The sequence below is a fragment of the Mesorhizobium sp. f-mel genome, assembly GCF_053850215.1.
This window is the reverse complement of sequence record NZ_JBSPTO010000029.1, coordinates 24,224-47,423: the sequence shown is the minus strand read 5'-3', so window position 1 is coordinate 47,423 and position 23,200 is coordinate 24,224. Positions and strand designations below refer to the sequence as shown.

The window sequence follows — 23,200 nt, the reverse complement described above, 5'->3', positions numbered from 1 at the left end:
CCCCAATGGCGACATTGCAGAATTTCGATGCCGAAATTGCCAAGACCAAGCAGGTCGTGCAGGACATGCGCACCAAAATCGAGCAGTCCGGCACGGTGCTCGACACGCTCGCCAAGACCGACAAGAAGATCGGCGACGCCAATTTCGACCTCGAGAACGCCCGCATCGAGGATGTGCTGAAGCAGCAGAAGGTGATGGAAGGCAACATCGCCGACCTGATCATCGGGCTGGAGGACGCCACCAACGTCTTCGGCGCCGAATTCGAGAGCATGAAGAACTACACCGGCTGGGAAAGCTTCGTCGGTATATTTTCCGACCAGAGCAAGCAGCGCATGCGCACCGACCGCGTCCGCAACATGTCGCTGGCCGGCAATCTGCAGGAGCTGCTGGCGAAATCCGACACCATTGTCGGCATCCTCAAGGCGCAGAAGCAGATCCTCGACCAGCGTTACAAGACCTCCGAGGCCAGCCTGTCGCAGGTGATCGAGCGCCGCAAGGCAACCATGTCCAATCTGGAGACCGTGCAGAAGCGCATCGAGGAGCTCAATCCGATGCTGCTCGACATCGAGAACAAGATCGCCGCCTCGACCAGCCAGAAGGAGCGCACCGAGCTCGAAGGCGAACGTTCGAAACTGGCCACGGAGTACAACGAGAAGCAGGCCAAGGAGCAGGAACTGCTGGCCGAAAGCCAGACGCTGGAGCGCTACACCTCGATGTTCCAGACCTTCGTCGATTCGCTCAACAACCAGATCGCGGCGCAGTCGACGCTGATCAACAAGCTGACCATCGATACCGAGCAGCGCATCGTCCTCTACAAGGCGTTGGAAGACTCGCTGAAGACCGCCGCCCAGCAGGACGTCGCCCACAAGATCAACACGCTGGGCAGCCAGGTCGACAACACCGCCGAGGAGACCATGGCCGGCATCGGCGCGGCCTCGCAGAAGCACATCGGCGATCTCCTCGAAATGCACGAGAAGAACATGGTTGCGACCGCCGACATCCAGCGCCGCAAGAAGCTGGCCGACGATGCCTTTGCCCGCCGCTTCGACGACGTGCTGAAGAAGCACAATGCGGCAAACTACGTGCAGTCGTAATTGCTGCACTCGCATCGCTCCGAAGGGCTGGCTGCATGACCCCCGAAAACGAAGCGGCAACGCGCTATTTCTCGGCGATCACGGCGGCACTCAGCGGCCTCGAAGTGTTCATGCGCGACGACCGCTCGCCGCTCTACCGGCACGGCATCGTCGCCAAGATCGTCGCCGAATATATTGCGCGGCTCGACAACTCCTTTTCCTGCTGGCGCAACCGGCTGGGCTTCATGGAGACGTTCCGAATTTCGCGCGCCGAAAGCGGCTTTCCGGTCTTCCAGAACGTGCTCGAGCTGGAGAACGATCGCCGCCAGGCCGATACGCGTCTCGCCAACATACCGCTGGCCGACGAGCTGCGCGAGGAAATGGCCGACTTCATCCTGCGCCACAAGGAATTCCCCGAAGCGCTGCAGAAGTCGATGGCTGAGCGGCTCTATCTGGAGGGTGTCAGGAGCGAGACGACCTTCGGGCCGTTCACCTTGGCGCAGACGGCAAAAGTCTCGGTCAATCCGAAGACCGGGCGGCCCTACTACCTCGTCCACTGGGCCGCCTTCGACGGCAGCGCCAACCTGCCGCTGGTCTACATGGTGACGGTCGAGGATTCCTCCGAAGAGATGATCGGGCAGCTTGTCGACCGCAACGGCAAGCTCAACGACAAGGTCGACATTCCGCTCCCCGTCGAAGGCCTGCTCAATCCCGAGCTAGCCCACCGCTTCGACGACTTCACCGAGAAGAATTCCGCCTATACGCTATCGCCGGCCACGATCGCCGTCAACCTCGACAAGGATTTCGACGAACTCCACCCCAAGCAACTGCGCCGCGTCGTGCTCGGCCCGTTTTATTCGGCCGGGATTACCGACAACAATTCGACGGTCAGCGACGTTCTGGACAAGGTGCGCAAACCGGAAAACGCCTGGCTGCTGACCTGGACCATCCAGGAGGTCTACTCCAAGGCCGAAAAGCCCGGCCGCAAGGGGTTGTTTTCGAGCGAGAAGACGACGCAGGAATTCTTCATCGACACCGACGATCTCGAGGCCGCGCGGCAGGGCGTGTCGAGCTACGAGAAGCATGCGCTGATCCCGCATGAGGCCTATCAGGCGCTCTACGCCGCCGGCGAGGCGCAGAAGATCTTTTCCGGCTACAAGGTCCACATCCTGTCCAAAGGACAGGTCATCAGTGACGTCTGACCGTCAAACCGCGGAGCATCCTTCATGGACACCGGCCTGACCACGATTTCGGAAGCGGCAATCGAAAAGCACCGCGCCACCGCGCAGAGCTTCATCACCCGCATCGTCGTGCTCGAGGACCCGTCGCGGGAATCCGGGACCGCGCTGGCCGGCACCAACCGCCGCTTCGTCTCGACCGTCTCGGTCGGCTCGGTTCGCCGCACGCGCGAGGTCGAGCTTTCCAAGACCGTCGCCGCCGTCCATCCCGACGACCAGCTGCTGAGCATTGCTCAGCACATGCTGCTGTTTCGCACCCGGCGCGGGCTGGCGATCGCACTGGCCATTTCAGACGTCTTCGCCGAAGGCTCCGACCTCGAAAGCCTGCAAGCGAAAAACGCCCGCGCGCCGCTCGAAGGCGACGAAGCTGCCACCTTCAAGAAACTGCTGTCGGCTTCGGCCTATATTTCGGCCTTCAGCCTCGCCTCCTATCTGTTCCAGCTGATCGACAGCGACGGCGAGGCCCCGAACGACACGCCGGAGCCGGACTTCTTGTTCGACACGCCGCAGGATGCGGTGAAGTCGATCGTGGCCGGCCTCGACAGGGCGATATCAGGCGCGAAGGACGACGCCGATCTGATGACCCGGGCGCGCGCCTTCGCCCGTGTCGCCATCGACGGGCTTTTGGCGCGAAAGGGCCGCTTCGACGGCATAGGTCCGTTCGAGAACGCGCATATCCGCATCGACGTCGACGACTTCACCCTTGACGGCTTCGACGTCGCGCCGGGCAAGCGGTCGAAGCCGCTGGTAATGACCTTCAAAAAGCCGGAAGAGGTCGTCGGCAACCACATCGCCAAGTACCAGTCGGTGAAGCTCGCCAAGATGCTGATGGCTTACGATTTCGAGCGCGAGCTGAACCCGTTCGTCGAGCTCGGCGGCTTCCTGTTCACCTTCATCGGCGACGGCGCGCCCGGCACCGGAAAAACGACCCTGATCCAGATGATCGCCGGTCTCGTCAACGGCTACTGCCAGGTCGCCGGCTATCCCTTCGCCTACGAGAATTTCGGCGTCGACCAGATCTCCTCCTACCAGGGCAAGTCGGGCCAGAACTGCCGCCAGTTCATCAACAATGTGCTTAACCCGCGCGTCATCGGCTTCGGCACCATCGACGATATCGATCAGGTGGCGGCACGCCGCTCCGACGATCGCGCCTCGGCAGGCCAGCAGGAAATCACCGGTGTCCTGATGGACGCGTTTGCGGGTGCCGGCACCGTGGTGCGCGGCAACTGCTCCTTCGGCATGTTCTCCAACTATCCCGAAAACGTCGACGACGCGCTGCGCCAGCGCGCCGGCGCCCGCTGGCTGGTCGATGGGCCACAAACGCGCGACGACTACATCGACATTTTCGTGCTGCTCGCCGGCAAGAACCACAAGATCCCGCTCGGCGACCACAAGCTTTATGCCGCCCAGGAAATCCAGCGCGCGGTGATGGAAGCATATGAAGAGCATGAACAGCCCAAAGAAGACGGGCTGATGAAGGTCTATGAGCGCTACATGAAGGAGAACGGCGCACCGAAATCGATGGCCGACATCGGCACCTATCTGCACATGATCAAGGAGGCCGAGCCGCGCTTCACCGGCCGCGCCATCAAGAACGTCACCGATGCGATCAAGATGCGCGCCATGGATATCGAACTGCCGGACGAATGGTTCGAGAAGCCGGAAGTCTTCATGCACAAGGGCTACGACGACAAGAAGGCGATGATCGAGGAACTGCGCGGTCCGTTCTCGATGGATATGGTCATGCAGGAGGTCAACCGCTATGCCGACTCGGAGTTCCGCTATTCCGACAAGTCCGACGACGCGGCGGTGACCAAGATGATCCGCGACACCCGCCTGCGCGACCGCGCGGTGCGCGAGATCGAGGAATTGAAGAAGAAGGGCCTGTGGAATGCTTGAGTTTGGCTGTCCTTCCTTCTCCCCGTTCACGGGGAGAAGGTGCCCGAAGGGCGGATGAGGGGCAGCGCGATGCGTGGTGGAAACGAGCCCAAAGTAGCAAGAGCCCGGCAACTTCGGAAGGTTGAGAACGATGCCGAGGAAAAGCTCTGGAGCGAACTGCGTGGACGGCGATTGAATGGCCATAAATTTGTCCGCCAACTGCCGGTCGGTCCATATTTCGCAGACTTCGCCTGCCGTGAAGCCAATCTTGTCGTGGAAGTTGATGGAAGCCAGCACGTAAATCGATCGCAGGATCGGTACAGGGACGAAACCATGAATAGGAATGGCTGGTCGGTTTTGAGAGTGTGGCATGCCGATGTCCTGGCAAGCCGTAAGAGCGTGCTGGACACGATCGTGGCGGTACTTGATGGTCGGCTGAATCGGAAGATGATCGGCACCGACGCGAAGTTTCTGCCCTCATCAATCGTAGAGAAAAGATGATGAGCGTTTGCGCCGCCCCTCATCCGCCCTTCGGGCACCTTCTCCCCGTGAACGGGGAGAAGGAAGCGTGAGCCCCGCCAGGAAATCCGATCTGCTGCGCGAGAACGAGCTGATCTATGGCCGGCTGCTGACCATCGACGAGCCGCATCTCATCCAGCGCTACAACAAGGCTTTGGTCGCCTTCGGCCTGAAGCCGACGAAGCTGAAGAGTTTCGAGATCGACCGCACCGGCTTCTCGCCGCAGGTGGCCGAGGAATGCGGCGACTACAACTATCTCGATCCCAACGAGATCAACCGCCGTTTCATCATCCTGACGCCGTCGCAGATCGACCTGCCGGTGGTCCACACCGCCTTTTCCAATACCTCGCAACTGATGTTCGAGTTCATGTCGACGAACCAGCGCGCCATCGACGCGCTGACCATCAAGGATGTCATCTATGGCGAGATCGAGGATTCGGTCCCCAAGGTCGACGACATCGAGGATCTGCTGTCGATTAACCAGGTCGAGTTCAAGGTGCTGTCGGCGGAAGACGTGCTCGGCAAGGCCGCCGAACTCGGCAAGCTCGTCGACCAGCTGAAGCAGGAGCCGAACGCCTGGCGTGACAACGCCATGCTCACCCACATGGTGGAGCTGGCCAAGATCTGCGGCGACATCCGCGAGAACGCGCTGGTGCCGGATCAGGTGATCTTTCGTCACAGCGCCTATTGGACCAGCCATTTCGGCGGGCTCTATGTGTTCATCGACCCGGACATGACGACAGTGATCAGCGACCCGGCAGCCCCAGGCTTCCGTCGCTCGCGACCGTGGCAAGTGAGCTACCTCTCGATCAATGATGCCGACCGGGTGTTCAAGTTCCTCGCCGCGACCGGCCGCATCGAACTGCCGCGTGCCTCATGGATCGAAACATCAGGCTATCTCGAACATCGCGCCGAAATGGTGGTGCGCGCGCTGATCCGCGATGCCGAGCCCGACCGTAATCTGACCGATGTCGACAAAGTCTGGCTGCAGACCTGGATCCACGGCCATGCCGACCTAATCACCAGGGACGGCAATTTTCCCTTCCTCAACGCCGCCAAGCGCGAGATCGCTCACCTTGGCTATCTAAAGATCGAAGACGTGTTCCCGCACCAGCGCTTCCTGGTGATCCGGGCCAAGCCCGGCCATCCCGACGCCTGGCTGACCAACCAGCTGATCTCGGATTTCGTGCCGCAGGACTTCGTCTCTCGCTACGTCTTCAACAAACCGGGATTCTACAGGGACTATGACGGCTTCAGCGACGCCTGGAGATCACATGTTGTGGACGTTCTGAAAACCACATATCTGAAAGACAAGGTGGCGTTTCGCACACGCCTCTACGGCCTTACCGATTGAGTGACCGGCTGACTGACGAGGGGGTGACATCGCCATGCTTGATCCGATCGTGAATTTCTTCACACGGATTTTCCAGTGGACCGGCCGCGGCATCGGCTTCGCCGTCGGCGTCATCCTGTGGCCGTTCATGTGGGCCGGGCACTGGTATACGCAGCGCGGCTGGATCCTGAAGGCGGTGCTCGGCCTCGCTCTGCTCATGCTGATCGGCCTCTACGGCTACTTCATCTGGAACACGCAGGTCTGGAGCAATTTCAATCCCGCGTATGCGGAGGCATATAATTTCACGCAGCCGGCCGGAACCGCCCCGGCGCAGCCCGCTCCTTCCGCCACCGGGGAAACCGCCGGTGTCGAGGGAGAGGTCAAGACCTGCACCAACTCGGCCATTGTCCAGGTCGCGGCCGATCTCATCGATTTCAACGTCAACGAGAACGCCTGGATCTCGTCGATGATACTCTACAAGCTCGGGTTCTTCGGCATGGACTGGGACCGCACGCCGTTTCTCGACAACAAGGCCTCCTTCCAGCGCGGGGTCAATCAGGCCATCCGGCGCACCGCTGTCGAGCTTGTCGACACGCTGGGCCGCGTCCGCGGCACCAGCCAGATAGATCAGAACCTGCAGGATGCGCGCGGCGCGATCACCTTCGACGAGGAAACCTGGTATTTCGGCCTCAGGCCCTTTGGTCCGAAAACCCCGACGCCGAGTTTCTATCGCACGGCGGCGAGCAGCCTTCGCGCCTTCAACGACCGGCTCATGAAATGCGAGGTTGTCTTCAACGCGCGCGCCGACAATCTGTTGCAGTTCGTCGACCGGATCGCGAGTGACATAGGCTCGACGTCGGACCTGATCCGCGACCGTTCGCAGAATTTCAACAGCGGCTGGTTCGACACGCGGGCTGACGACCGCTTCTGGTTCGCCTACGGCCAGCTCTACGGCTATTACGGCATCCTGACGGCGGCGCATCACGACTTCCAGCAGATCCTCGACAATCGCGGCCTCACACCACTTTGGAACAGCGTGGAAGGCCAGCTCAAGGCGGCGCTCGCCATCCAGCCTTTGATAATCTCGAACGGCCGCGAGGATGGCTGGATCATGCCCACCCACCTCACCACGATGGGTTTCTATGTGCTTAGGGTGCGATCGAACCTCGTCGAGGTCAGGTCCGTTCTGGATCGGTGAAGGGCCAATAGTGAAAGACGTCCTGGCTTGAAATCACCGCTGTCCCTGGTCGAAATCGGCTACTTGTCGAGGCAATAGCTCGGCCGCATGTCGCGGAGAGCGGAACCTGACTGCCTCGTCGTCGTTCAACCGCTGGGCGGCGGCCAGCGAGGACACGAGATGGATATCCAGGAAGTTGCTCGAAATTTCTACGCTACGGTCGACACGCAAGACTGGGACAAACTGGCCAGTCTGGTCTCTCCAGATCTCGCCGTTCATCTCGGCAGTGCCAACCCGATCGGCTTCGATGACTGGCGCAAATCGCTGACCGAGTTCTTTGTTGGATTTCCGGACGGACATCACGTCGTCGACGACTGTGTCAGCGACGCCGACAAGGTGGTCACGCGCGGCCGCTTTCAGGGCACGCACACCGGCGTCTTCCATGGTGTCGAGCCGAGCGGAAAATGCGTATCGGTTGGTGTGATTCACATCGATCGCGTTGAGAACGGCATCGTAGTCGAACATTTCGGCCAGCTTGACGGCTTGGGGCTGATGCACCAGATCGGCGCATTCTAACGCGGCCGTTCGAAGCGCCGACCGGGGCTCGAAACCCTGTCGCATTCCGTGCATTCCGCGGCTGTTTTGAGACGGCAGGACGGCGCGTGCTCTGGCTTTTATACGGCGCGACAACCGGGCGCGAAGATCCGGGAAAGGTCGACCGGGAAACAGAGAGCTGCCTTTCTTCATAGGAAACATAGTTGCATGCAAGTTGACGCCACGGCAGCGACAGGGTTAGAACGTGCCCTCGCCTGAAGTGCCAGGCTGTTTCGAACAGGCTTGCGACCGACCACACTGATCAAACCCGTCCCCTCCACCGTCCAATCCAGAGGAAAGCCGCCATGGCCGAAGTGAAGTCCGACATCGAGATCGCGCGCGCCGCCGACAAGAAGCAGATCCAGGCTATCGGCCAGAAGATCGGCATTCCAAGCGAGCACCTTTTGCCTTACGGCCACGACAAGGCGAAGATCTCGGCCGAGTTCATCAAGTCGGTGAAGACAAACAAGGACGGCAGGCTGATCCTCGTTACCGCCATCAACCCAACGCCGGCCGGCGAAGGCAAGACGACAACGACGGTGGGCCTCGGTGACGGTCTCAACCGCATTGGCAAGAAGGCCATCGTCTGCATCCGAGAGGCCTCGCTCGGGCCGAATTTCGGCGTCAAGGGCGGTGCTGCCGGCGGCGGCTATGCGCAGGTCGTGCCGATGGAGGATATGAACCTCCACTTCACCGGCGATTTCCATGCCATCACCACGGCGCATAATCTGCTTTCGGCGCTGATCGACAACCATATCTACTGGGGCAACGAGCTCGGCATCGACATCCGCCGCGTCGTCTGGCGCCGCGTCATGGACATGAACGACCGCGCACTGCGCGAGATCATCTGCTCGCTCGGCGGCGTCGCCAACGGCTTTCCGCGCGAGGGGGGCTTCGACATCACCGTCGCCTCGGAAGTCATGGCGATCCTGTGCCTTGCCACCGACCTGAAGGACCTGGAAAAGCGCCTCGGCGACATCATCGTCGCCTATCGCCGAGACAAGTCGGCCGTCTACGCCCGCGACCTCAAGGCCGACGGCGCCATGGCCGTGTTGCTCAAGGACGCCATGCAGCCCAACCTCGTTCAGACGCTGGAGAACAACCCGGCCTTCGTCCATGGCGGCCCCTTCGCCAACATCGCGCATGGCTGCAACTCGGTCGTCGCCACCACGACGGCGCTGAAGCTCGCCGATTATGTCGTCACCGAAGCCGGTTTTGGCGCCGATCTCGGTGCGGAAAAGTTCTTCGACATCAAGTGCCGCAAGGCCGGCCTGAAGCCCGCGGCCACGGTTATCGTCGCCACCGTGCGCGCCATGAAGATGAACGGCGGCGTCAAGAAGGAAGACCTCGGCAAGGAAAACGTCGAGGCGGTCAAGAAGGGCTGCGCCAATCTCGGCCGTCACATCGAGAATATCAGGCAGTTCGGCGTGCCGGCCGTGGTCGCCATCAACCATTTCTATTCCGACACCGACGCTGAAATCAGGGCGATGAAGGACTACGTCGCCTCGATGGGCGAAGAGGCGATCCTGTGCAAGCACTGGGCCCACGGCTCGGCCGGCATCGAGGAACTCGCCAACAAGGTGGTGGCGCTGGCCGAATCCGGCTCCTCGCAGTTTGCGCCGCTCTATCCCGACGCGATGCCGCTGTTCGAGAAGATCAACACCATCGTCCAGCGCATCTATCGCGGTTCCGAAGCGATCGCCGACAAATCGGTGCGCGACCAGCTCCACGCCTGGGAGCACGCCGGCTACGGACACCTGCCGGTCTGCATGGCCAAGACGCAGTACTCGTTCTCGACCGACCCGAACCTGCGCGGCGCGCCGACCGGCCACACCGTGCCGGTGCGCGAGGTCAGGCTATCTGCCGGCGCCGGCTTCATCGTCGTCATCTGCGGCGAGGTCATGACCATGCCTGGCTTGCCCAAGGCGCCGTCCTCGGAGAAGATCTTCCTGAACGAAATGGGCCAGATCGAAGGTCTGTTCTGAGATTTTGAAGGCCGGAATGATAAAGGCGCCGCATCGCGGCGGCGCCTTTTGCTTATCCACGACAGACTTCTAAGCGGCGTTCCGTGCCAGCGCGCGCTGGTTGGAAGCGTGGATCGTGTCGCGTTCGGGCAGCGTGCCGGTCTTCAGACAGTCGATCCATTCGGCGGTCTTGAGAACGGCAGCGAAGCGCGACTGCAGTATGATAGTCACCACGCGGTGGATGTCCTCGGCCGAAGCATAGCCGGCGCTGTTGGCATAGGGCACCGAGCCGGTGGCGTCGGACAGGAACTCCACCGCAAAACCCATATGGACTGCGTGGATAACGGTCGAGAGATCGCAATTATGCGTCATGTAGCCAACGACGGTGATCGTATCGATGGCGTTGGCGCGCAACCAGTCCTCGAGGTCCGTACCGGTGAAGGCGCTCGGCAAGGTCTTTTCGACGTAATGATCGCGGCTACGCCTTGATATCTCGGGATGCAATTCGGCGCCGTGGCTCCCTTTGGCGAAAATCGGCGAGGTTTCGGGCGCCAGCTGCTTGATGACCACGACCTTGACGCCTGCCTCGGCGGCTGCGTCCATCGCTCGTGCTGCGTTGACGACGCTGTCGCGAAACGGCGGATATTGGATGGCCAGGTTGCCGCCATCATAGTCGTTCTGGATGTCGACGACGATGAGGGCGCGGCGTGGCGCCTTGCCTTTGACTGGTTCAGACACTGAGCTTTCCTTTCCCGTTTGGCTTTGATTGGTCGAGGATACGCCTGCTGCCGGATTGCAAAAGTGTCCCAATTGACATTATTCAAAAGGATTGGGACAATTCGGATCTAACCCTTATTGGTGCTCAGGATGGTCGATCCGATCGTTGCCGCCATCGCCTTCGATGGCATCAGTCCGTTCCACCTTTCCGTGCCGTGCCTTGTATTCGGCGAAGACCGCGCCGCGCTCGGCCTGCCGCGCTTCGACTTCCGCATCTGTGCAATCGAAAGCGGGCCTATCCATACCGAAGCAGGATTGACCGTGACTGCGCCGCAAGGGCTTGGCAGCCTCGATGGCGCGGACATCGTCATCGTCCCAAGCTGGCGAGATCTCGAAAATCCGCCACCTGCGGTTCTGGTAGAGGCGCTGCTGCGAGCGCACCGCAACGGCGCATTGATTGTCGGACTGTGCCTCGGCACCTTCGCTGTTGCGGCGACCGGACTGCTTTCGGGGCGGCGAGCCGCGACGCACTGGGCCTATACCGGGCAGCTGCAGGCGCTTTATCCCGACATGATCGTCGATCCGGACGTGCTCTACATCGACAATGGCGATGTCATGACATCTGCCGGCGTCGCCGCCGGGCTTGACTGCTGTCTCCACATCGTGCGAGCCCGCTACGGCGCCGAGGCGGCTCTTCGACTTGCCCGGCAGATCGTGCTTTCTCCCCATCGGCAAGGTGGGCAGGCGCAGTTCATAGAACGTCCGATCGCCAGGACCGGCAACGCGGATCGCTTCACACAGGCCCTCGACACGGTGCGCAAAACGCTTGGCGATCTGCACAGTCTGGACAGCGTCGCCGACGCCGCCGGTCTCACCCGCCGGACGTTCACGCGCCGCTTCCAGAAAACGATCGGCACCAGTTTCGGCGACTGGCTGATCGATCAGCGCGTCGCGCTGGCGCAGCGGCTGCTGGAAGCAACGGAAAAATCGATGGACACGGTTGCCTTCGAGGCCGGGTTCGGTAGCGCCACATCGCTGCGCCAGCACTTCGCGGCACGGCTCAGGACCTCGCCCGCGCAGTACCGTCGCGAATTCTCGAAGAGCGCTGATCAGGACGCGCACGCCGCCTCGCGTTGATCCGGATGCTCAGCCGCGCCTGACCGGCCGCGCCGGGTTGCCCACAACCGTGGTGTTTGGCGGCACATTGCGCGTCACCACAGCACCCGCTCCGACAATAGCGCCAGCGCCGATGCTGATCCCAGCGAGGATGACCGCACTGCCGCCGATCCAGGCATTGTCGCCGATCTCGACCGGCTTGGCGATCTCCAGCCCGGCCTGTCGCCCCGCTGCCTCTTTGTGATGCTCGGCGCAGTAGATCTGCACGTTGGGGCCGAGTAGCGTTCCCTTGCCGATGCGGACTGGCGCCGTATCGAGGATGATGCAGCCGGCATTGAGGAAGACGCCGTCGCCGAGAAAGATGTTGAAGCCGTAGGCGCAGTGGAACGGCGCTTCGATCCGGGCGCGCTCGCTCGCAGCGCCGAGCAGCGACTTCAAGGCAGGTCCGACGTCGCCACGTTGCCGGGGCGGCAAGCTGTTGTGTTCGAACACCGCGTCGCGAGCAAGGATGCGCAGCGCCTCCAGCTCTGAGTCGAGGCAAGCATACCACTCGCCCGCGGCCATTTTTATGCGCTCGCTTCCGTTCAAGGCGATGCCCTCCTGTCTTACCCTGCTGTTTCAACGTGGTGTCAAGGCACAGTCCATAAAAAAACGGGTAACGCAGAGATCGCAGGCCTCTGGTCAAATGCCGATCCTATGCTAGCCTGCCCCGGCTGGGCCATCCCATGCCGTGTGATCGAGGGGGATCAATCATGCTGTACATCCTTGCACTTCTGATCGGCGTCGTTGCCGGCCTTCGCGCCATGACCGCGCCCGCCGCCGTCGCCTGGGGCGCTTATCTCGGCTGGCTGCCGGTCGCCGTAACCTGGGCTGGTTTCATGGGCCATTGGATCACCGTCGGCATCTTCACCATCCTGGCCGTCGCCGAGCTCGTCACCGACCAGCTGCCGTCGACCCCGAGCCGCAAGGTCCCACAGCAGTTCGGCGCACGCATCGTCATGGGCGCCTTCACCGGCGCAGTGATCGGCGCGACCGGCGGCGCCACGATCGGCGGCCTGATCGCCGGTGCCATCGGCGCGGTGATCGGCACGCTGGGCGGCGCCGAGCTGCGCAAACGCCTGGCGATCGCTTTCGGCAAGGACCTGCCAGCCGCCCTTATCGAGGACGCGGTGGCGATCATCGGTGGCCTGCTGATCGTGGCGGCGGTGGCATGACGGCAAAGACATTCGACGCCATCATCATCGGCGCCGGACAGGCCGGCCCGTCGCTCGCCGGCCGGCTGACGGCGGCCGGCATGAGCGTGGCGCTGATCGAGCGAAAACTGGTTGGCGGCACCTGCGTCAATACCGGCTGCATGCCGACCAAGGCCATGGTGGCAAGCGCCTATGCCGCGCATCTTGCCCGCCGCGCCGCCGACTACGGCGTGACGCTCTCCGGCCCGGTCGGCGTCGACTACAAGGCGATCAAGGCGCGCAAGGACAAGGTGTCGAACGACGCCCGAGGCAACCTCGAAAGCTGGATCGCCGGCATGGACAAATGCACGCTTTATCGCGGCCATGCGCGCTTCGAATCGGCCAATTCCGTGCGTGTCGGCGACGACCTGCTGAGCGCCGAGAAGATATTCCTCAACACCGGCGGCCGCGCCTCGGTGCCCGACCTGCCCGGTGTCAACGACATTTCGTACCTGACCAATTCGTCGATGATGGATCTCGACGAGTTGCCGCGCCATCTCGTCGTCGTCGGCGGCAGCTACGTCTCGCTCGAATTCGCGCAGATGTTCCGCCGTTTCGGATCAGAGGTCACGGTGATCGAAAAGAGCCCGCGGTTGATCGGCCGCGAGGATGAGGATGTCTCAGCCGCCATCCTGTCCATCTTCGAAAACGAAGACATCACGGTCCATCTCGGCGCCGATGACATCGGCTTCGCCAGAAAGGGCAACGAAATTGCCGTGACCTTCTCCGCCGACAAGGCGCCGGCGGTCGGCTCGCATGTGCTGCTGGCGCTGGGCCGAACGCCCAACACCGACGATCTCGGCCTCGACAGAGCCGGCGTCGAGGTCGACAAACGCGGCTTCATTGTCGTTGACGACCAGTTGCGCACCAGCGTGCCCGGCATCTGGGCGATGGGTGACTGCAACGGCAAAGGCGCCTTCACCCACACCTCCTACAATGACTACGAGATCGTCGCCGCCAATCTGCTCGACAACGATCCGCGCAAGGTGAGCGACCGCATCGAGGCCTATGCGCTCTATACCGATCCGCCGCTCGGCCGCTGTGGCATGACGGAGACAGCGGTAAGAAAGTCCGGGCGTCGCGCGCTGGTCGGCCAGCGGCCGATGACCCGCGTCGGCCGCGCCGTCGAGAAAGGCGAGACGCAAGGTTTCATGAGGATCCTGGTCGACGCCGGCACCAAAGAAATCCTCGGCTGTTCGGTGCTCGGCCCCGGCGGCGACGAGGCGATACACTGCGTGCTCGATCTGATGTACGCCAAGGCGCCGGTCAGCACGCTCGCGCGGGCAACCCATATCCACCCCAATGTCTCGGAACTTCTGCCCACCATTGCCCAGGAATTGAAGCCGCTGGCATAGGCCGGGCAGGCGTTTGGAACCAGTAGTGTCCACCGCACCCCTTCGGGAGCCGGCCGAGAGAGTCTTGCGCCCATAGCGCGAAAAGCTGGACCAATCGACAGCGTATCGGCGAAAGGGCATGTGTTCGGCCTCTTTCTTGGAGGAATATCATGCAAAAATCGATCGAGCGCATCGCCGGCGACAGCGAGGGCGTTTCCTATGAATTCCCGGTGTTCCGCTTCGAGGGAGCGGACAAATCGGCATCTTCGGCCTATCTGCAGGCAGCGCTGCATGCCGGCGAACTGCCGGGCGTCGTCACCATCGACGCGCTGATGCCGATGCTTGAAAAAGCCGAAGCGGAAGGCCGCATCAAGGGCAATATCACCGTCGTACCCCAAGCCAACCCGATTGGCCGCGCCCAGTATCATTTCGGCGAGCATCAGGGCCGCTTCCATCTGGGCACCCGCAACAACTTCAACCGCGGCTTTCCGCTGCTGGCCGCGCCCGACATCTCACTCCTGCCGAACACGACGCGTGGCACCGTCGACCAGCGGCTGAAGACCCGGCTGCTGCAGCTTTCCATCGGCCACGACATCGTGCTCGACCTGCATTGCGACGACGAGGGCCTCGCCTACCTCTATGTCCACACCAGCCTGTGGCCGGCGATGGCGGATTGCGCGGCCGCCATGGGCGTCGACGCGGTGGTGCTGTGGGATGAGGACACCGACGGCACCTTCGAGGGCGCCTCGATCATGCCGTACCAGAACGTTCCCGCCGACGTCGCGCGCCTCGATCGACGCGTCGCCACCACGGTCGAATATCGCGGCATACTCGATGTCGATGGCGCTCTGGCCGCCTCAGATGCCGAAGGGCTCTATCGGCTGCTCGTGGCACGCGGCGTGATCGTGGATCAGACCCTGCCCGAGCCCGGCGGCCTTGCCGGGCCTAATTTTTTCACCGGCATTGTCGCACCGCTCGAAAACATCGACATGATGCCGGCGCCCCGAGCGGGCGCGGTCCTTTACGAGGTGAAGCTCGGCGACCGTGTGGCAAAAGGCGCACTGCTTGCCACCATCGTCCATGCGCCAGGTGAGCCCGACGGCCGCACGCAAGTGTTCGCACCGCAGTCGGGCATCATCCTGACACGGCGTTCCCGGCGCATCATCCGTGCCGGCGAAGACCTGCTGAAGCTGGTCGGCGACAGGAAGAGCGCCGACGCAAGGTCGGGGACGCTGGAGGATTGAGGGCCTATGCCCTTCGCCAAGCGCTTCATTGAATCCAGTTGCGTGGCCGTTCAATCGCCGCTATTGGAATCGCCATGAACATGCGCTCGATCAAGACCGTTTGGTGGTGGGCTCGCTGACAGCGGCCTGTTCGAACGCGTGCGCGTGAAAATAGAAGGTGGCCGCAACGGAATGTCCGGGCGGCCATTTGTTTTTTCAAGCCATGCCCCGGGTCCGTTGCCCCAAGACGCTGATATACCCAAGACGCTGATGGAGACGGCAATGACGACGAAAATTCTGGAGAACGGGGCGGAGCGCTTCGTCACGGCGGGTGGCGTGACGATTACCCGCGAGCGCCATGACCGGCCTTATGAAGGCGCGATCGACGGCTATATCGACGGGCTGAATTCACGCCGTGGCGCCGTGTTTTCCTCCAATTACGAATACCCGGGCCGCTATACGCGCTGGGACACCGCCATCATCGACCCGCCGCTGGTGATCTCGGCGCGCGGCCGCGCCATGCGCATCGAGGCGCTGAACAGCCGTGGCGAGGTGCTTCTGCCGGTGATCGGCAAGGCACTCGGCGGGCTTGACGACGTGACGATCGCCGAGACCTCGAAAAAACTCATCCGCCTTGATGTAGCCAAGCCCGGCCGTGTCTTCACTGAAGAAGAACGCAGCCGCGTTCCCTCCGTTTTCACCGTGCTGCGCGCCATCACCGCTCTGTTCAAAACGGAGGAAGACGCCAATCTCGGCCTCTACGGCGCCTTCGGCTATGATCTCGCCTTCCAGTTCGATCCGGTCGACTACAAGCTTGAGCGCCAGCAAAGCCAGCGCGACCTTGTGCTGTTCCTGCCCGACGAGATCCTGGTCGTCGACCACTATTCGACCAAGGCCTGGACCGACCGCTACGACTATTCCGGCGACGAGTTTTCGACGGAGGGATTGCCCCGCGACGAGATCGTCGAGCCGTTCAAGACCGCCGACCGCATTCCGCCGCGCGGCGACCATGAGCCGGGCGAATATGCCAATCTGGTGCGCAAGGCGATGGAGAGCTTCAAACGCGGCGACCTGTTCGAGGTGGTGCCCGGCCAGATGTTCTACGAGCGCTGCGAGACACCGCCTTCCGACATTTCACGCAAGCTGAAGACCATCAACCCGTCGCCCTATTCCTTCTTCATCAATCTCGGCGAAGGCGAATACCTGATCGGCGCTTCGCCCGAAATGTTCGTGCGCGTCAACGGCCGCCGTGTCGAGACCTGCCCGATCTCCGGCACGATCAAGCGCGGCGACGACGCCATTTCCGATTCGGAGCAGATCCTGAAATTGCTCAATTCGAAGAAGGACGAATCCGAGCTGACCATGTGCTCGGACGTCGACCGCAACGATAAGTCGCGGGTTTGCGACCCAGGCTCGGTGCGCGTCATCGGCCGCCGCCAGATCGAGATGTATTCGCGGCTGATCCACACCGTCGATCACATCGAGGGGCGGCTGCGCGAAGGCATGGACGCCTTCGACGCGTTCTTGTCGCATGCCTGGGCGGTCACCGTCACCGGCGCGCCGAAATTATGGGCGATGCGCTTCATCGAGCAGAACGAGAAGAGCCCGCGCGCCTGGTATGGCGGGGCGATCGGCATGGTCAATTTCAACGGTGACATGAACACCGGCATGACGCTTCGCACCATCCGCATCAAGGATGGCATCGCCGAGGTGCGCGCCGGCGCCACGCTGCTCTTCGACAGCATTCCCGAGGAAGAAGAAGCCGAAACCGAATTGAAGGCATCCGCCATGATCTCCGCCATCCGCGACGCCAAGTCAGGCAATGCCGCCGACACCGAACGCGCCACCGCGCGCGTCGGCGACGGCGTCAACATCCTGCTGGTCGACCACGAGGACTCCTTCGTCCACACGCTGGCCAACTATTTTCGCCAGACCGGCGCCAATGTATCGACTGTGCGCACACCTGTGCCGGACGAGGTCTTCGACCGGCTGAAACCCAACCTGGTCGTGCTGTCGCCCGGTCCCGGCACGCCGAAGGACTTCGACTGCGCCGCCACCATCAAACGGGCCCGCGCGCGCGACCTGCCGATCTTCGGCGTCTGCCTCGGCCTGCAGGCGTTGGCCGAGGCCTATGGCGGAGAGCTGCGGCAGCTGCACGTGCCAATGCATGGCAAACCGTCGCGCATCCGCGTGTCGAAGCCGGGCATCATCTTTTCCGGCCTGCCCAAGGAGGTGACGGTCGGCCGCTATCACTCGATCTTCGCCGATCCGGTGCGGTTGCCCGATGGTTTCGTCGTCACGGCCGAGACGGAAGAAGGCGTCATCATGGCCTTCGAGCACAGCAAGGAGCCGATCGCTGCGGTGCAGTTCCACCCGGAATCGATCATGACTCTCGGACACAATGCCGGCATGCGCATCATCGAGAACATCGTTGCGCATCTGCCGCGCAAGGCCAAGGAAAAGGCGGCTTAGCTCCGGTTTCGGCGGCCGGAAGCAATCAATGACCGCTATCGATCCGAAAACCGCCGCCAAGCGCAAGGTCGCCAGCCTCGCCTTCTGGTCGATAGTCGTCGCTTTCGTCGTGCTCGGCCTGAAGCTGGCGGCCTGGCACGTCACCGGTTCCGTGGCGCTGTATTCGGACGCGCTGGAATCGATCGTCAACGTCATTGCCTCGGCCGCAGCCTACTGGGCGATCCAGGTCAGCTACAAGCCGGCCGACCAGGATCATCCATTCGGCCATCACAAGGCCGAGTATTTCTCGGCCGTGCTGGAAGGTGTGCTGATCGTTTTGGCAGCCCTGCTGATCCTCAACGAAGTGTGGTGGTCCTTGCGGCATCCCGCCCCACTCGAACAGCCCTGGACCGGCCTCGCCATCAACGGTGTCGCGACAGTGATCAACGCCTTCTGGGCCTTAACGCTGTTCCGTGCCGGCCGTGCCGAGAAGTCGCCGGCACTGGTTGCCGACGGCAGGCACATCATGACCGACGTGGCGACCTCCGTCGGCGTGTTCATTGGTCTGGTCGGTGCCGTGCTCACCGGCTGGCAAGTCCTCGATCCCGCTCTTGCCGTCATCGTCGCGCTGAACATCCTGTGGCAGGGCTGGCACGTCATCGGCTCGTCGATGAACGGGCTCATGGACCGCGCCGTCGATACACAGGAGCACATGCACATCCGCGACGTCATTTCGGCCAATTGCAAGGGCGCAATGGAAGTCCACGATCTGAAGACGCGGATTGCCGGCCGCGCCACGTTCATCGAGTTCCACCTGGTCGTCGATGCCGATATGTCGGTGGGCGCCAGTCACGTCATTTGCGACCGCATCGAGGATGCGCTGAAGGCCGAGATCCCCTCGGTGCGCGTCACCATTCATGTCGAGCCCGACGACGAGGCAAAGCTGCCCAAGGGCACGACGGCCGTGCCGTTCGCGTGAGGCGGTTCTGTAGGCCCTCAAAACTTCTCAAGGCGTGCAGGCGGATTGCGGCATCGGCTCCAGCCGGTAGACCTTGTCGTCGGATGCGGTCTCGCCTTCGGCCGTCTTCGAGCATAGGTCGATGATCGGCAGGCTGCTGTTGGGATTGGCCAGCATCATCGTGCCGTTGGCGCCGCGGCGCAGATAAATCTCCTTGGCCGCGATGTCGCAGGAAAAGTCGCTCGTCTTTCCGCTCGCGACACAGCGCCACTGGTCCGCTTCGCCGTCACAACTGTAGCTCTGCGTGACCTCGGCGGCGTTCCGACGCGTGGTTACGGAAACAGCTATGTCGCCGCCGCTTGGCCAGCTTGCCGGATCGCCGCCCTTGGCGAAGGAGGCCAGCTCGATCGGGCCCCGGAAAACCCTGATGGTGTGGGTAAGCTGATCGGGATGCGAGTCGAGATGCGCGGCATCGTAGTCGCGCCCGTAGCAGAACGGCTGGTCCGGTTTCAGCCGCTCACGCAGCGGTGCTCCCAGCGCCGGATCGACCGGATCGATGCGCGCGAATTCGGCCTTGCAGGTCTGCGTCGGCATACGGTCGAGCCGAAAGCCGTCGTCTTCTGTGCCGAGTGCCTGCTTGGCGTATTCCTTTTCACCCAGCTCATCCTCGGCGCCAGCATCGAGATAAAGGTTGCGATGCACGCCGGAGACGATCAGCCGGCCTTTTTCATCAACGTTCAGTAAGGCCATGGTGCGGTCGCATTCCATGCCGCAATGAAGCTCGCTCGACTGCGGATCATCCTTGCCGCACCAACCGCCAACCCACTCGGGTTTCTTGGCGCCGCGCACCGTCGTCGCCATGAAGCCGTTGTAGCCGGACGGACCGCTGCTCGGCTCCTCGTTGGGATGGCTGACCGGATCGCTGCCGTAGTAGAAGAAAATCCGTCCCACCTTCTGGTTCGGATGTACCTTGAGATGCCCGGCATCATAGACACGCCCGAAACAGGCATCCTTGCCGTCCGGGCTGAGTTCGGTGAGCTTAGGCGTATCCTCGGCAAGGGCGGTGCCGGCAACAGCGGCAAGCAAGGCGACACCAAGTCCGGCGGCCACAATGGTATTCGATGTCATCTGCCCCTCCTCGCCCGACAGGACGTGACTTCAATTTATGCTAGGATCGAGGCCGAAGCCACGCAATTTGCGAGGACGGCATTCTGGAGAACGACATGATGCGACGCCGCGATATTTTCGGCTTGAGCCTTGCCGGATCCGCCGGCCTTTTCGGGCTGCGCCCCGTCAAGGCAGCGGCCGTGGAAGAGGAAAGGCAGAAGGTCGCCTATCACCTCAGCGACCTCGACAAGGTCGGGTTCGTTTTGGGCAATATCAAGAACCATTATGAGGGCACCGGCGGCAAGGTCGACATCGTGCTGGTCGTGCATGGCCCGGCACTCGCCGCTTTCAAGTCGAAGAGCGCATCAGCTGCCATTTCCAGCCGTTTTTCCGGCCTGGTCCGCGACGGGCTGACCTCACATGCTTGCGCCAACACCATGCATGGCATGGATGTTGCGCTCACCGATCTGCTCGACGGCTTTCATGCCGCCGAGACCGGCGGTGTCGTCAAGCTCGCCGAATTGCAGCGCCAGGGCTACGCCTATTTGCGGCCCTGAACCGCTACTGACTTGAACATGAGGGCGGCGAAGCCCTACGAAGGGTGGGAGAGTCCCGGAGGAATAGACGTGCCATCCACCATAACCGCCATTGTCACCCCCACCCTGGTCATCCCCGACCTCGCCGGCAAGGCGGTGCTGATCACCGGCGCTTCGACCGGCATCGGGGCGGCACTTGCACTGGCCTACGCCGCGCAGAAATGCCGCGTCGCACTGCATTACAATTCCAGTCGGGCAGCTGCCGAAAACCTGGCCGGGACCATCCGCAACGGAGGCGGCGAGGTATTCCTGATCCAGGGCGATTTCTCGATCTCCGCCGATGTCGAGCGCGTCGTCGAGGACAGCGCGCAACACTTCGGCCGGCTCGATGGCCTGGTCAACAATGCCGGCGGCATGCTTGGGCGCGTACCCTATGCCGAGCAAACCGAGGCGCATTACGACGCGGTGATGGACCTCAACGCCCGCTCCGTGCTGACCGCCTCGCGCAAGGCGATGCCATGGCTGAAGCGCCAGGGCGGCTTCATCGTCAACACCTCGTCGATTGCGGCGCGCAATGGCGCCGGCGGCGGCGCCGGCCTTTATGGCTCGGCCAAGGCCTTCGTCTCCAATGTGACCCGCGGCATGGCCAAGGAACTGATCGGCTTCAACATCCGCGTCAACGCGGTGGCACCGGGCACCATCGCGACGCCTTTCCATGAGCGCTATTCGACCGAGGAGCAGATGAAGGGCATGGTCGCTACTATTCCGCAGGGCCGCGCCGGCACGCCCGAGGACTGCGTCGGCGCCTATCTGTTCCTCTCGTCCGCTCTGTTGAGCGGTTACATCACCGGCCAGGTGATCGAGGTGAATGGTGGCCAGTTGATGCCGTGAGCGGCGACCTGCATACTTGCCGCGGAAGCCAACGGAGAAAACGGCAATGTACGGTCTGATCGGCAAGATGCGAGCGACACGCGGCCAGCGCGACTCAATGATGGATGTCCTGCTTGCCAGCACCGGCGCCATGCCTGGCTGCCTGAGCTACATCATCGCCACCGATCCGGCCGATGCCGACGCGATCTGGGTGACCGAAGTGTGGATCGACCAGGCAAGCCACAAGGCTTCGCTGCAACTGCCGGAAGTCCAGGCGGCGATTGCCAAGGCGCGGCCGATCATCGCCGGCTTCGAATTCCAGGTCGAGACCCGGCCAGTAGGCGGCTTCGGCCTGCCGGCCGTCAAAACCGGCTGACGCATTTTCACCGCCGCGGGGGTTCGCATCTCCCCGCTTCGGGGCTAAGACCGAAAAATGGATTTCCTGCCAGACCAGCCGACCGTCGAACGCATGGCGCGGGTGCCCAAAGTCTGGCAGTGGCTGGCACTGCTGATCTTCTCGATCCTGTTTGCCGGCGCGCTTGAATTCGGCGCCTTGCCGGCAGCGCTGCTGATCGGACCGATGCTGGCGGCGATCCTGGCCGGCACCAACGGCGCCACGGTGCGCGTGCCGCGCCCTTTGTTCGGCGCCGCCCAGGCGATCGTTGGCTGCCTTGTCGCCGCTTCGATCTCCCCTGACATCTTTCCGGTCTTCTACAAGGAATGGCCGCTGTTCCTCGGCACCGTGGTGGCGACCGTTGCGGCGTCCAGCCTGCTCGGCTGGCTGATCAGCCGCTGGCGCATCCTGCCCGGCACCACCGCCGTCTGGGGCTCATCGCCGGGCGCGGCCACCGCCATGGTGCTGATGGCAGGCGCCTTCGGCGCCGATCAGCGCCTCGTCGCCTTCATGCAATATCTGCGCGTCATCTTCGTCTCGGTGACTGCCGCACTTGTTGCAAAGATGTGGGTCGACACATCAGGCATCGAGGTCCCGGCCGTCATCTGGTTCCCGCCGATCGATCCAACAGCCTTTGCCGGGACACTTGGCGTGGCGCTCGTCGGCAGCCTCATCGGAAAGCTGCTCAGGCTGCCGTCACCCTTCTTCCTCGGCACCTTCATTTTCGGCACTGCTGTGCATCTCGGACTAGGCGTGCCGATGCAGTTGCCGCCTTGGCTGCTTGCCCTCGGCTATACGATGATCGGCTGGACCATCGGCCTGAATTTCACCAGGGCAATTCTGCAGCACGCGACGCGGGCGCTGCCGCAGATCGTCGGTTCGATCATCATCCTCATCGCCTTCTGCGGCGGTCTCGGCTTCATGATCAGTCATGTGCTCGGCATCGATCCGCTGACCGCCTATCTGGCGACCAGCCCCGGCGGCATGGACAGCGTCGCCATCATCGCCGCCGCCGCACAGCACGTCGACATCTCCTTCGTCATGGCGCTGCAATCGGCCCGCTTCCTCGTCGTGCTGCTGGTCGGACCGAGCGTGGCGCGGCTGGTGGCGCGAAGTCTGAGGGAATAGAGGGTAATTTGCGGCTCCAGAAAGACCTGCGGCGCTGTCACCTAAATGGATCAGGCGCGACGCAATCTGCTCGCGGCCGCTGAAGGACCAGCCCAAGTCGCACAGGACTGCGTCGTTAGGTATAGGAAACGCCAGTCGTTCGGCCCCACTTGCCTCTCTTTGGCTGCTCCTGTATGAAAACCGCCATGATCAACCGCGCCACCTCCGTCGCTTCCCGTCAGACCGGCTTTGCTGGCGAGACCGTGCGCGCGCTTGCTTCCGCTCTGCTGCTTCTCGGCCTTATCGGCGATCGCCGGGTTCGCTGAAGGAGCGCCCGGCGGTCGAACCGCCGCTCACGCGCATGCTCCTTGGCCAGTCT

Annotated in this window: 21 protein-coding genes; 18 read left to right on the top strand and 3 right to left on the bottom strand. The window is 62.5% G+C overall.

The window, feature by feature from the left end:
- Positions 1-5 precede the first annotated feature (5 nt).
- The 8 genes from ACWUKX_RS25930 to ACWUKX_RS25895 all read left to right on the top strand — a co-directional run bounded on the left by ACWUKX_RS25930 (position 6) and on the right by ACWUKX_RS25895 (position 9,797).
- Positions 6-1,094 carry a hypothetical protein gene (locus ACWUKX_RS25930; protein ID WP_065011917.1) on the top strand — a complete coding sequence of 363 codons (1,089 nt, stop codon included), beginning with the start codon at positions 6-8 and terminating at the stop codon, positions 1,092-1,094.
- Between the two features lie 35 nt (positions 1,095-1,129).
- Positions 1,130-2,275, top strand: coding sequence for a hypothetical protein (locus ACWUKX_RS25925; protein WP_456009627.1), 1,146 nt, complete (start codon positions 1,130-1,132; stop codon positions 2,273-2,275).
- 24 nt (positions 2,276-2,299) lie between these two features.
- The gene (locus tag ACWUKX_RS25920) at positions 2,300-4,210 is read left to right on the top strand and encodes an ATP-binding protein (RefSeq protein WP_456009626.1); all 1,911 of its coding nucleotides are present in this window, start codon (positions 2,300-2,302) and stop codon (positions 4,208-4,210) included.
- 69 nt (positions 4,211-4,279) lie between these two features.
- On the top strand, positions 4,280-4,690 hold the full coding sequence (locus tag ACWUKX_RS25915) for an endonuclease domain-containing protein (protein WP_456009625.1): 411 nt from the start codon (positions 4,280-4,282) through the stop codon (positions 4,688-4,690).
- A 67-nt stretch (positions 4,691-4,757) separates the two neighbouring features.
- Positions 4,758-6,062 (top strand): DUF6638 family protein, encoded by a 1,305-nt coding sequence (locus ACWUKX_RS25910; protein ID WP_456009624.1) that lies wholly within the window; start codon positions 4,758-4,760, stop codon positions 6,060-6,062.
- 34 nt (positions 6,063-6,096) lie between these two features.
- Positions 6,097-7,239 carry a DUF2333 family protein gene (locus ACWUKX_RS25905; protein ID WP_456009623.1) on the top strand — a complete coding sequence of 381 codons (1,143 nt, stop codon included), beginning with the start codon at positions 6,097-6,099 and terminating at the stop codon, positions 7,237-7,239.
- Between the two features lie 159 nt (positions 7,240-7,398).
- Positions 7,399-7,794: an ester cyclase gene (locus ACWUKX_RS25900; protein WP_455837958.1), complete on the top strand. Its 396-nt coding sequence runs from the start codon at positions 7,399-7,401 to the stop codon at positions 7,792-7,794.
- Positions 7,795-8,117: 323 nt separating this feature from the next.
- Positions 8,118-9,797: a formate--tetrahydrofolate ligase gene (locus ACWUKX_RS25895; protein ID WP_095519225.1), complete on the top strand. Its 1,680-nt coding sequence runs from the start codon at positions 8,118-8,120 to the stop codon at positions 9,795-9,797.
- A gap of 69 nt (positions 9,798-9,866) precedes the next feature.
- Here ACWUKX_RS25895 and ACWUKX_RS25890 read toward each other — a convergent pair whose 3' ends face one another.
- On the bottom strand, positions 9,867-10,514 hold the full coding sequence (locus tag ACWUKX_RS25890; protein WP_455846676.1) for a cysteine hydrolase family protein: 648 nt from the start codon (positions 10,512-10,514) through the stop codon (positions 9,867-9,869).
- A gap of 129 nt (positions 10,515-10,643) precedes the next feature.
- On the opposite strand from ACWUKX_RS25890, the gene ACWUKX_RS25885 reads away from it, so the two are divergent.
- A complete protein-coding gene (locus tag ACWUKX_RS25885; protein WP_456009622.1) occupies positions 10,644-11,630 on the top strand; it encodes a helix-turn-helix domain-containing protein in 987 nt (328 codons plus the stop codon).
- Positions 11,631-11,639: 9 nt separating this feature from the next.
- Here ACWUKX_RS25885 and ACWUKX_RS25880 read toward each other — a convergent pair whose 3' ends face one another.
- Complete coding sequence (locus ACWUKX_RS25880) at positions 11,640-12,197, bottom strand: sugar O-acetyltransferase (RefSeq protein WP_456009620.1); 558 nt, start codon at positions 12,195-12,197, stop codon at positions 11,640-11,642.
- Positions 12,198-12,361: 164 nt separating this feature from the next.
- Between ACWUKX_RS25880 and ACWUKX_RS25875 the strand changes: the two genes are divergently transcribed.
- The 5 genes from ACWUKX_RS25875 (at position 12,362) to ACWUKX_RS25855 (ending at position 18,828) form a co-directional block, all read left to right on the top strand.
- Positions 12,362-12,823 (top strand): membrane protein, encoded by a 462-nt coding sequence (locus ACWUKX_RS25875; RefSeq protein WP_029349849.1) that lies wholly within the window; start codon positions 12,362-12,364, stop codon positions 12,821-12,823.
- Positions 12,820-14,196: an FAD-containing oxidoreductase gene (locus ACWUKX_RS25870; protein ID WP_095519227.1), complete on the top strand. Its 1,377-nt coding sequence runs from the start codon at positions 12,820-12,822 to the stop codon at positions 14,194-14,196. Before ACWUKX_RS25875 ends, ACWUKX_RS25870 begins: the two co-directional genes overlap by 4 nt.
- Before the next feature lie 149 nt (positions 14,197-14,345).
- Entirely contained in the window at positions 14,346-15,419 is a 1,074-nt protein-coding gene (locus ACWUKX_RS25865; RefSeq protein WP_456009619.1) for a peptidase M14, read from the top strand.
- 261 nt (positions 15,420-15,680) lie between these two features.
- A complete protein-coding gene (locus tag ACWUKX_RS25860) occupies positions 15,681-17,870 on the top strand; it encodes an anthranilate synthase (protein WP_456009618.1) in 2,190 nt (729 codons plus the stop codon).
- A gap of 28 nt (positions 17,871-17,898) precedes the next feature.
- Positions 17,899-18,828 carry a cation diffusion facilitator family transporter gene (locus ACWUKX_RS25855; RefSeq protein ID WP_456009617.1) on the top strand — a complete coding sequence of 310 codons (930 nt, stop codon included), beginning with the start codon at positions 17,899-17,901 and terminating at the stop codon, positions 18,826-18,828.
- A 27-nt stretch (positions 18,829-18,855) separates the two neighbouring features.
- Here ACWUKX_RS25855 and ACWUKX_RS25850 read toward each other — a convergent pair whose 3' ends face one another.
- On the bottom strand, positions 18,856-19,935 hold the full coding sequence (locus tag ACWUKX_RS25850) for a hypothetical protein (RefSeq protein ID WP_456009616.1): 1,080 nt from the start codon (positions 19,933-19,935) through the stop codon (positions 18,856-18,858).
- A gap of 98 nt (positions 19,936-20,033) precedes the next feature.
- Between ACWUKX_RS25850 and ACWUKX_RS25845 the strand changes: the two genes are divergently transcribed.
- The 4 genes from ACWUKX_RS25845 to ACWUKX_RS25830 all read left to right on the top strand — a co-directional run bounded on the left by ACWUKX_RS25845 (position 20,034) and on the right by ACWUKX_RS25830 (position 22,842).
- Positions 20,034-20,471 carry a DsrE family protein gene (locus ACWUKX_RS25845; protein ID WP_456009644.1) on the top strand — a complete coding sequence of 146 codons (438 nt, stop codon included), beginning with the start codon at positions 20,034-20,036 and terminating at the stop codon, positions 20,469-20,471.
- Between the two features lie 69 nt (positions 20,472-20,540).
- Complete coding sequence (locus ACWUKX_RS25840; RefSeq protein WP_456009615.1) at positions 20,541-21,341, top strand: SDR family NAD(P)-dependent oxidoreductase; 801 nt, start codon at positions 20,541-20,543, stop codon at positions 21,339-21,341.
- A gap of 46 nt (positions 21,342-21,387) precedes the next feature.
- A complete protein-coding gene (locus tag ACWUKX_RS25835) occupies positions 21,388-21,696 on the top strand; it encodes a putative quinol monooxygenase (RefSeq protein WP_456009614.1) in 309 nt (102 codons plus the stop codon).
- 57 nt (positions 21,697-21,753) lie between these two features.
- A complete protein-coding gene (locus ACWUKX_RS25830) occupies positions 21,754-22,842 on the top strand; it encodes an AbrB family transcriptional regulator (RefSeq protein ID WP_456009613.1) in 1,089 nt (362 codons plus the stop codon).
- Positions 22,843-23,200: the final 358 nt, after the last annotated feature.

Bases quoted from the DNA above. Each gene is read 5' to 3' on its own strand.
- ACWUKX_RS25895 (WP_095519225.1), top strand. From the start codon at position 8,118: ATGGCCGAAGTGAAGTCCGACATCGAGATCGCGCGCGCCGCCGACAAG.
- ACWUKX_RS25915 (WP_456009625.1), top strand. From the start codon at position 4,280: ATGCGTGGTGGAAACGAGCCCAAAGTAGCAAGAGCCCGGCAACTTCGG.
- ACWUKX_RS25920 (WP_456009626.1), top strand. From the start codon at position 2,300: ATGGACACCGGCCTGACCACGATTTCGGAAGCGGCAATCGAAAAGCAC.
- ACWUKX_RS25865 (WP_456009619.1), top strand. From the start codon at position 14,346: ATGCAAAAATCGATCGAGCGCATCGCCGGCGACAGCGAGGGCGTTTCC.
- ACWUKX_RS25925 (WP_456009627.1), top strand. From the start codon at position 1,130: ATGACCCCCGAAAACGAAGCGGCAACGCGCTATTTCTCGGCGATCACG.
- ACWUKX_RS25845 (WP_456009644.1), top strand. From the start codon at position 20,034: ATGCGACGCCGCGATATTTTCGGCTTGAGCCTTGCCGGATCCGCCGGC.
- ACWUKX_RS25850 (WP_456009616.1), bottom strand. From the start codon at position 19,935: ATGACATCGAATACCATTGTGGCCGCCGGACTTGGTGTCGCCTTGCTT.
- ACWUKX_RS25835 (WP_456009614.1), top strand. From the start codon at position 21,388: ATGTACGGTCTGATCGGCAAGATGCGAGCGACACGCGGCCAGCGCGAC.
- ACWUKX_RS25830 (WP_456009613.1), top strand. From the start codon at position 21,754: ATGGATTTCCTGCCAGACCAGCCGACCGTCGAACGCATGGCGCGGGTG.
- ACWUKX_RS25930 (WP_065011917.1), top strand. From the start codon at position 6: ATGGCGACATTGCAGAATTTCGATGCCGAAATTGCCAAGACCAAGCAG.
- ACWUKX_RS25905 (WP_456009623.1), top strand. From the start codon at position 6,097: ATGCTTGATCCGATCGTGAATTTCTTCACACGGATTTTCCAGTGGACC.
- ACWUKX_RS25870 (WP_095519227.1), top strand. From the start codon at position 12,820: ATGACGGCAAAGACATTCGACGCCATCATCATCGGCGCCGGACAGGCC.
- ACWUKX_RS25885 (WP_456009622.1), top strand. From the start codon at position 10,644: ATGGTCGATCCGATCGTTGCCGCCATCGCCTTCGATGGCATCAGTCCG.
- ACWUKX_RS25900 (WP_455837958.1), top strand. From the start codon at position 7,399: ATGGATATCCAGGAAGTTGCTCGAAATTTCTACGCTACGGTCGACACG.
- ACWUKX_RS25875 (WP_029349849.1), top strand. From the start codon at position 12,362: ATGCTGTACATCCTTGCACTTCTGATCGGCGTCGTTGCCGGCCTTCGC.
- ACWUKX_RS25855 (WP_456009617.1), top strand. From the start codon at position 17,899: ATGACCGCTATCGATCCGAAAACCGCCGCCAAGCGCAAGGTCGCCAGC.
- ACWUKX_RS25860 (WP_456009618.1), top strand. From the start codon at position 15,681: ATGACGACGAAAATTCTGGAGAACGGGGCGGAGCGCTTCGTCACGGCG.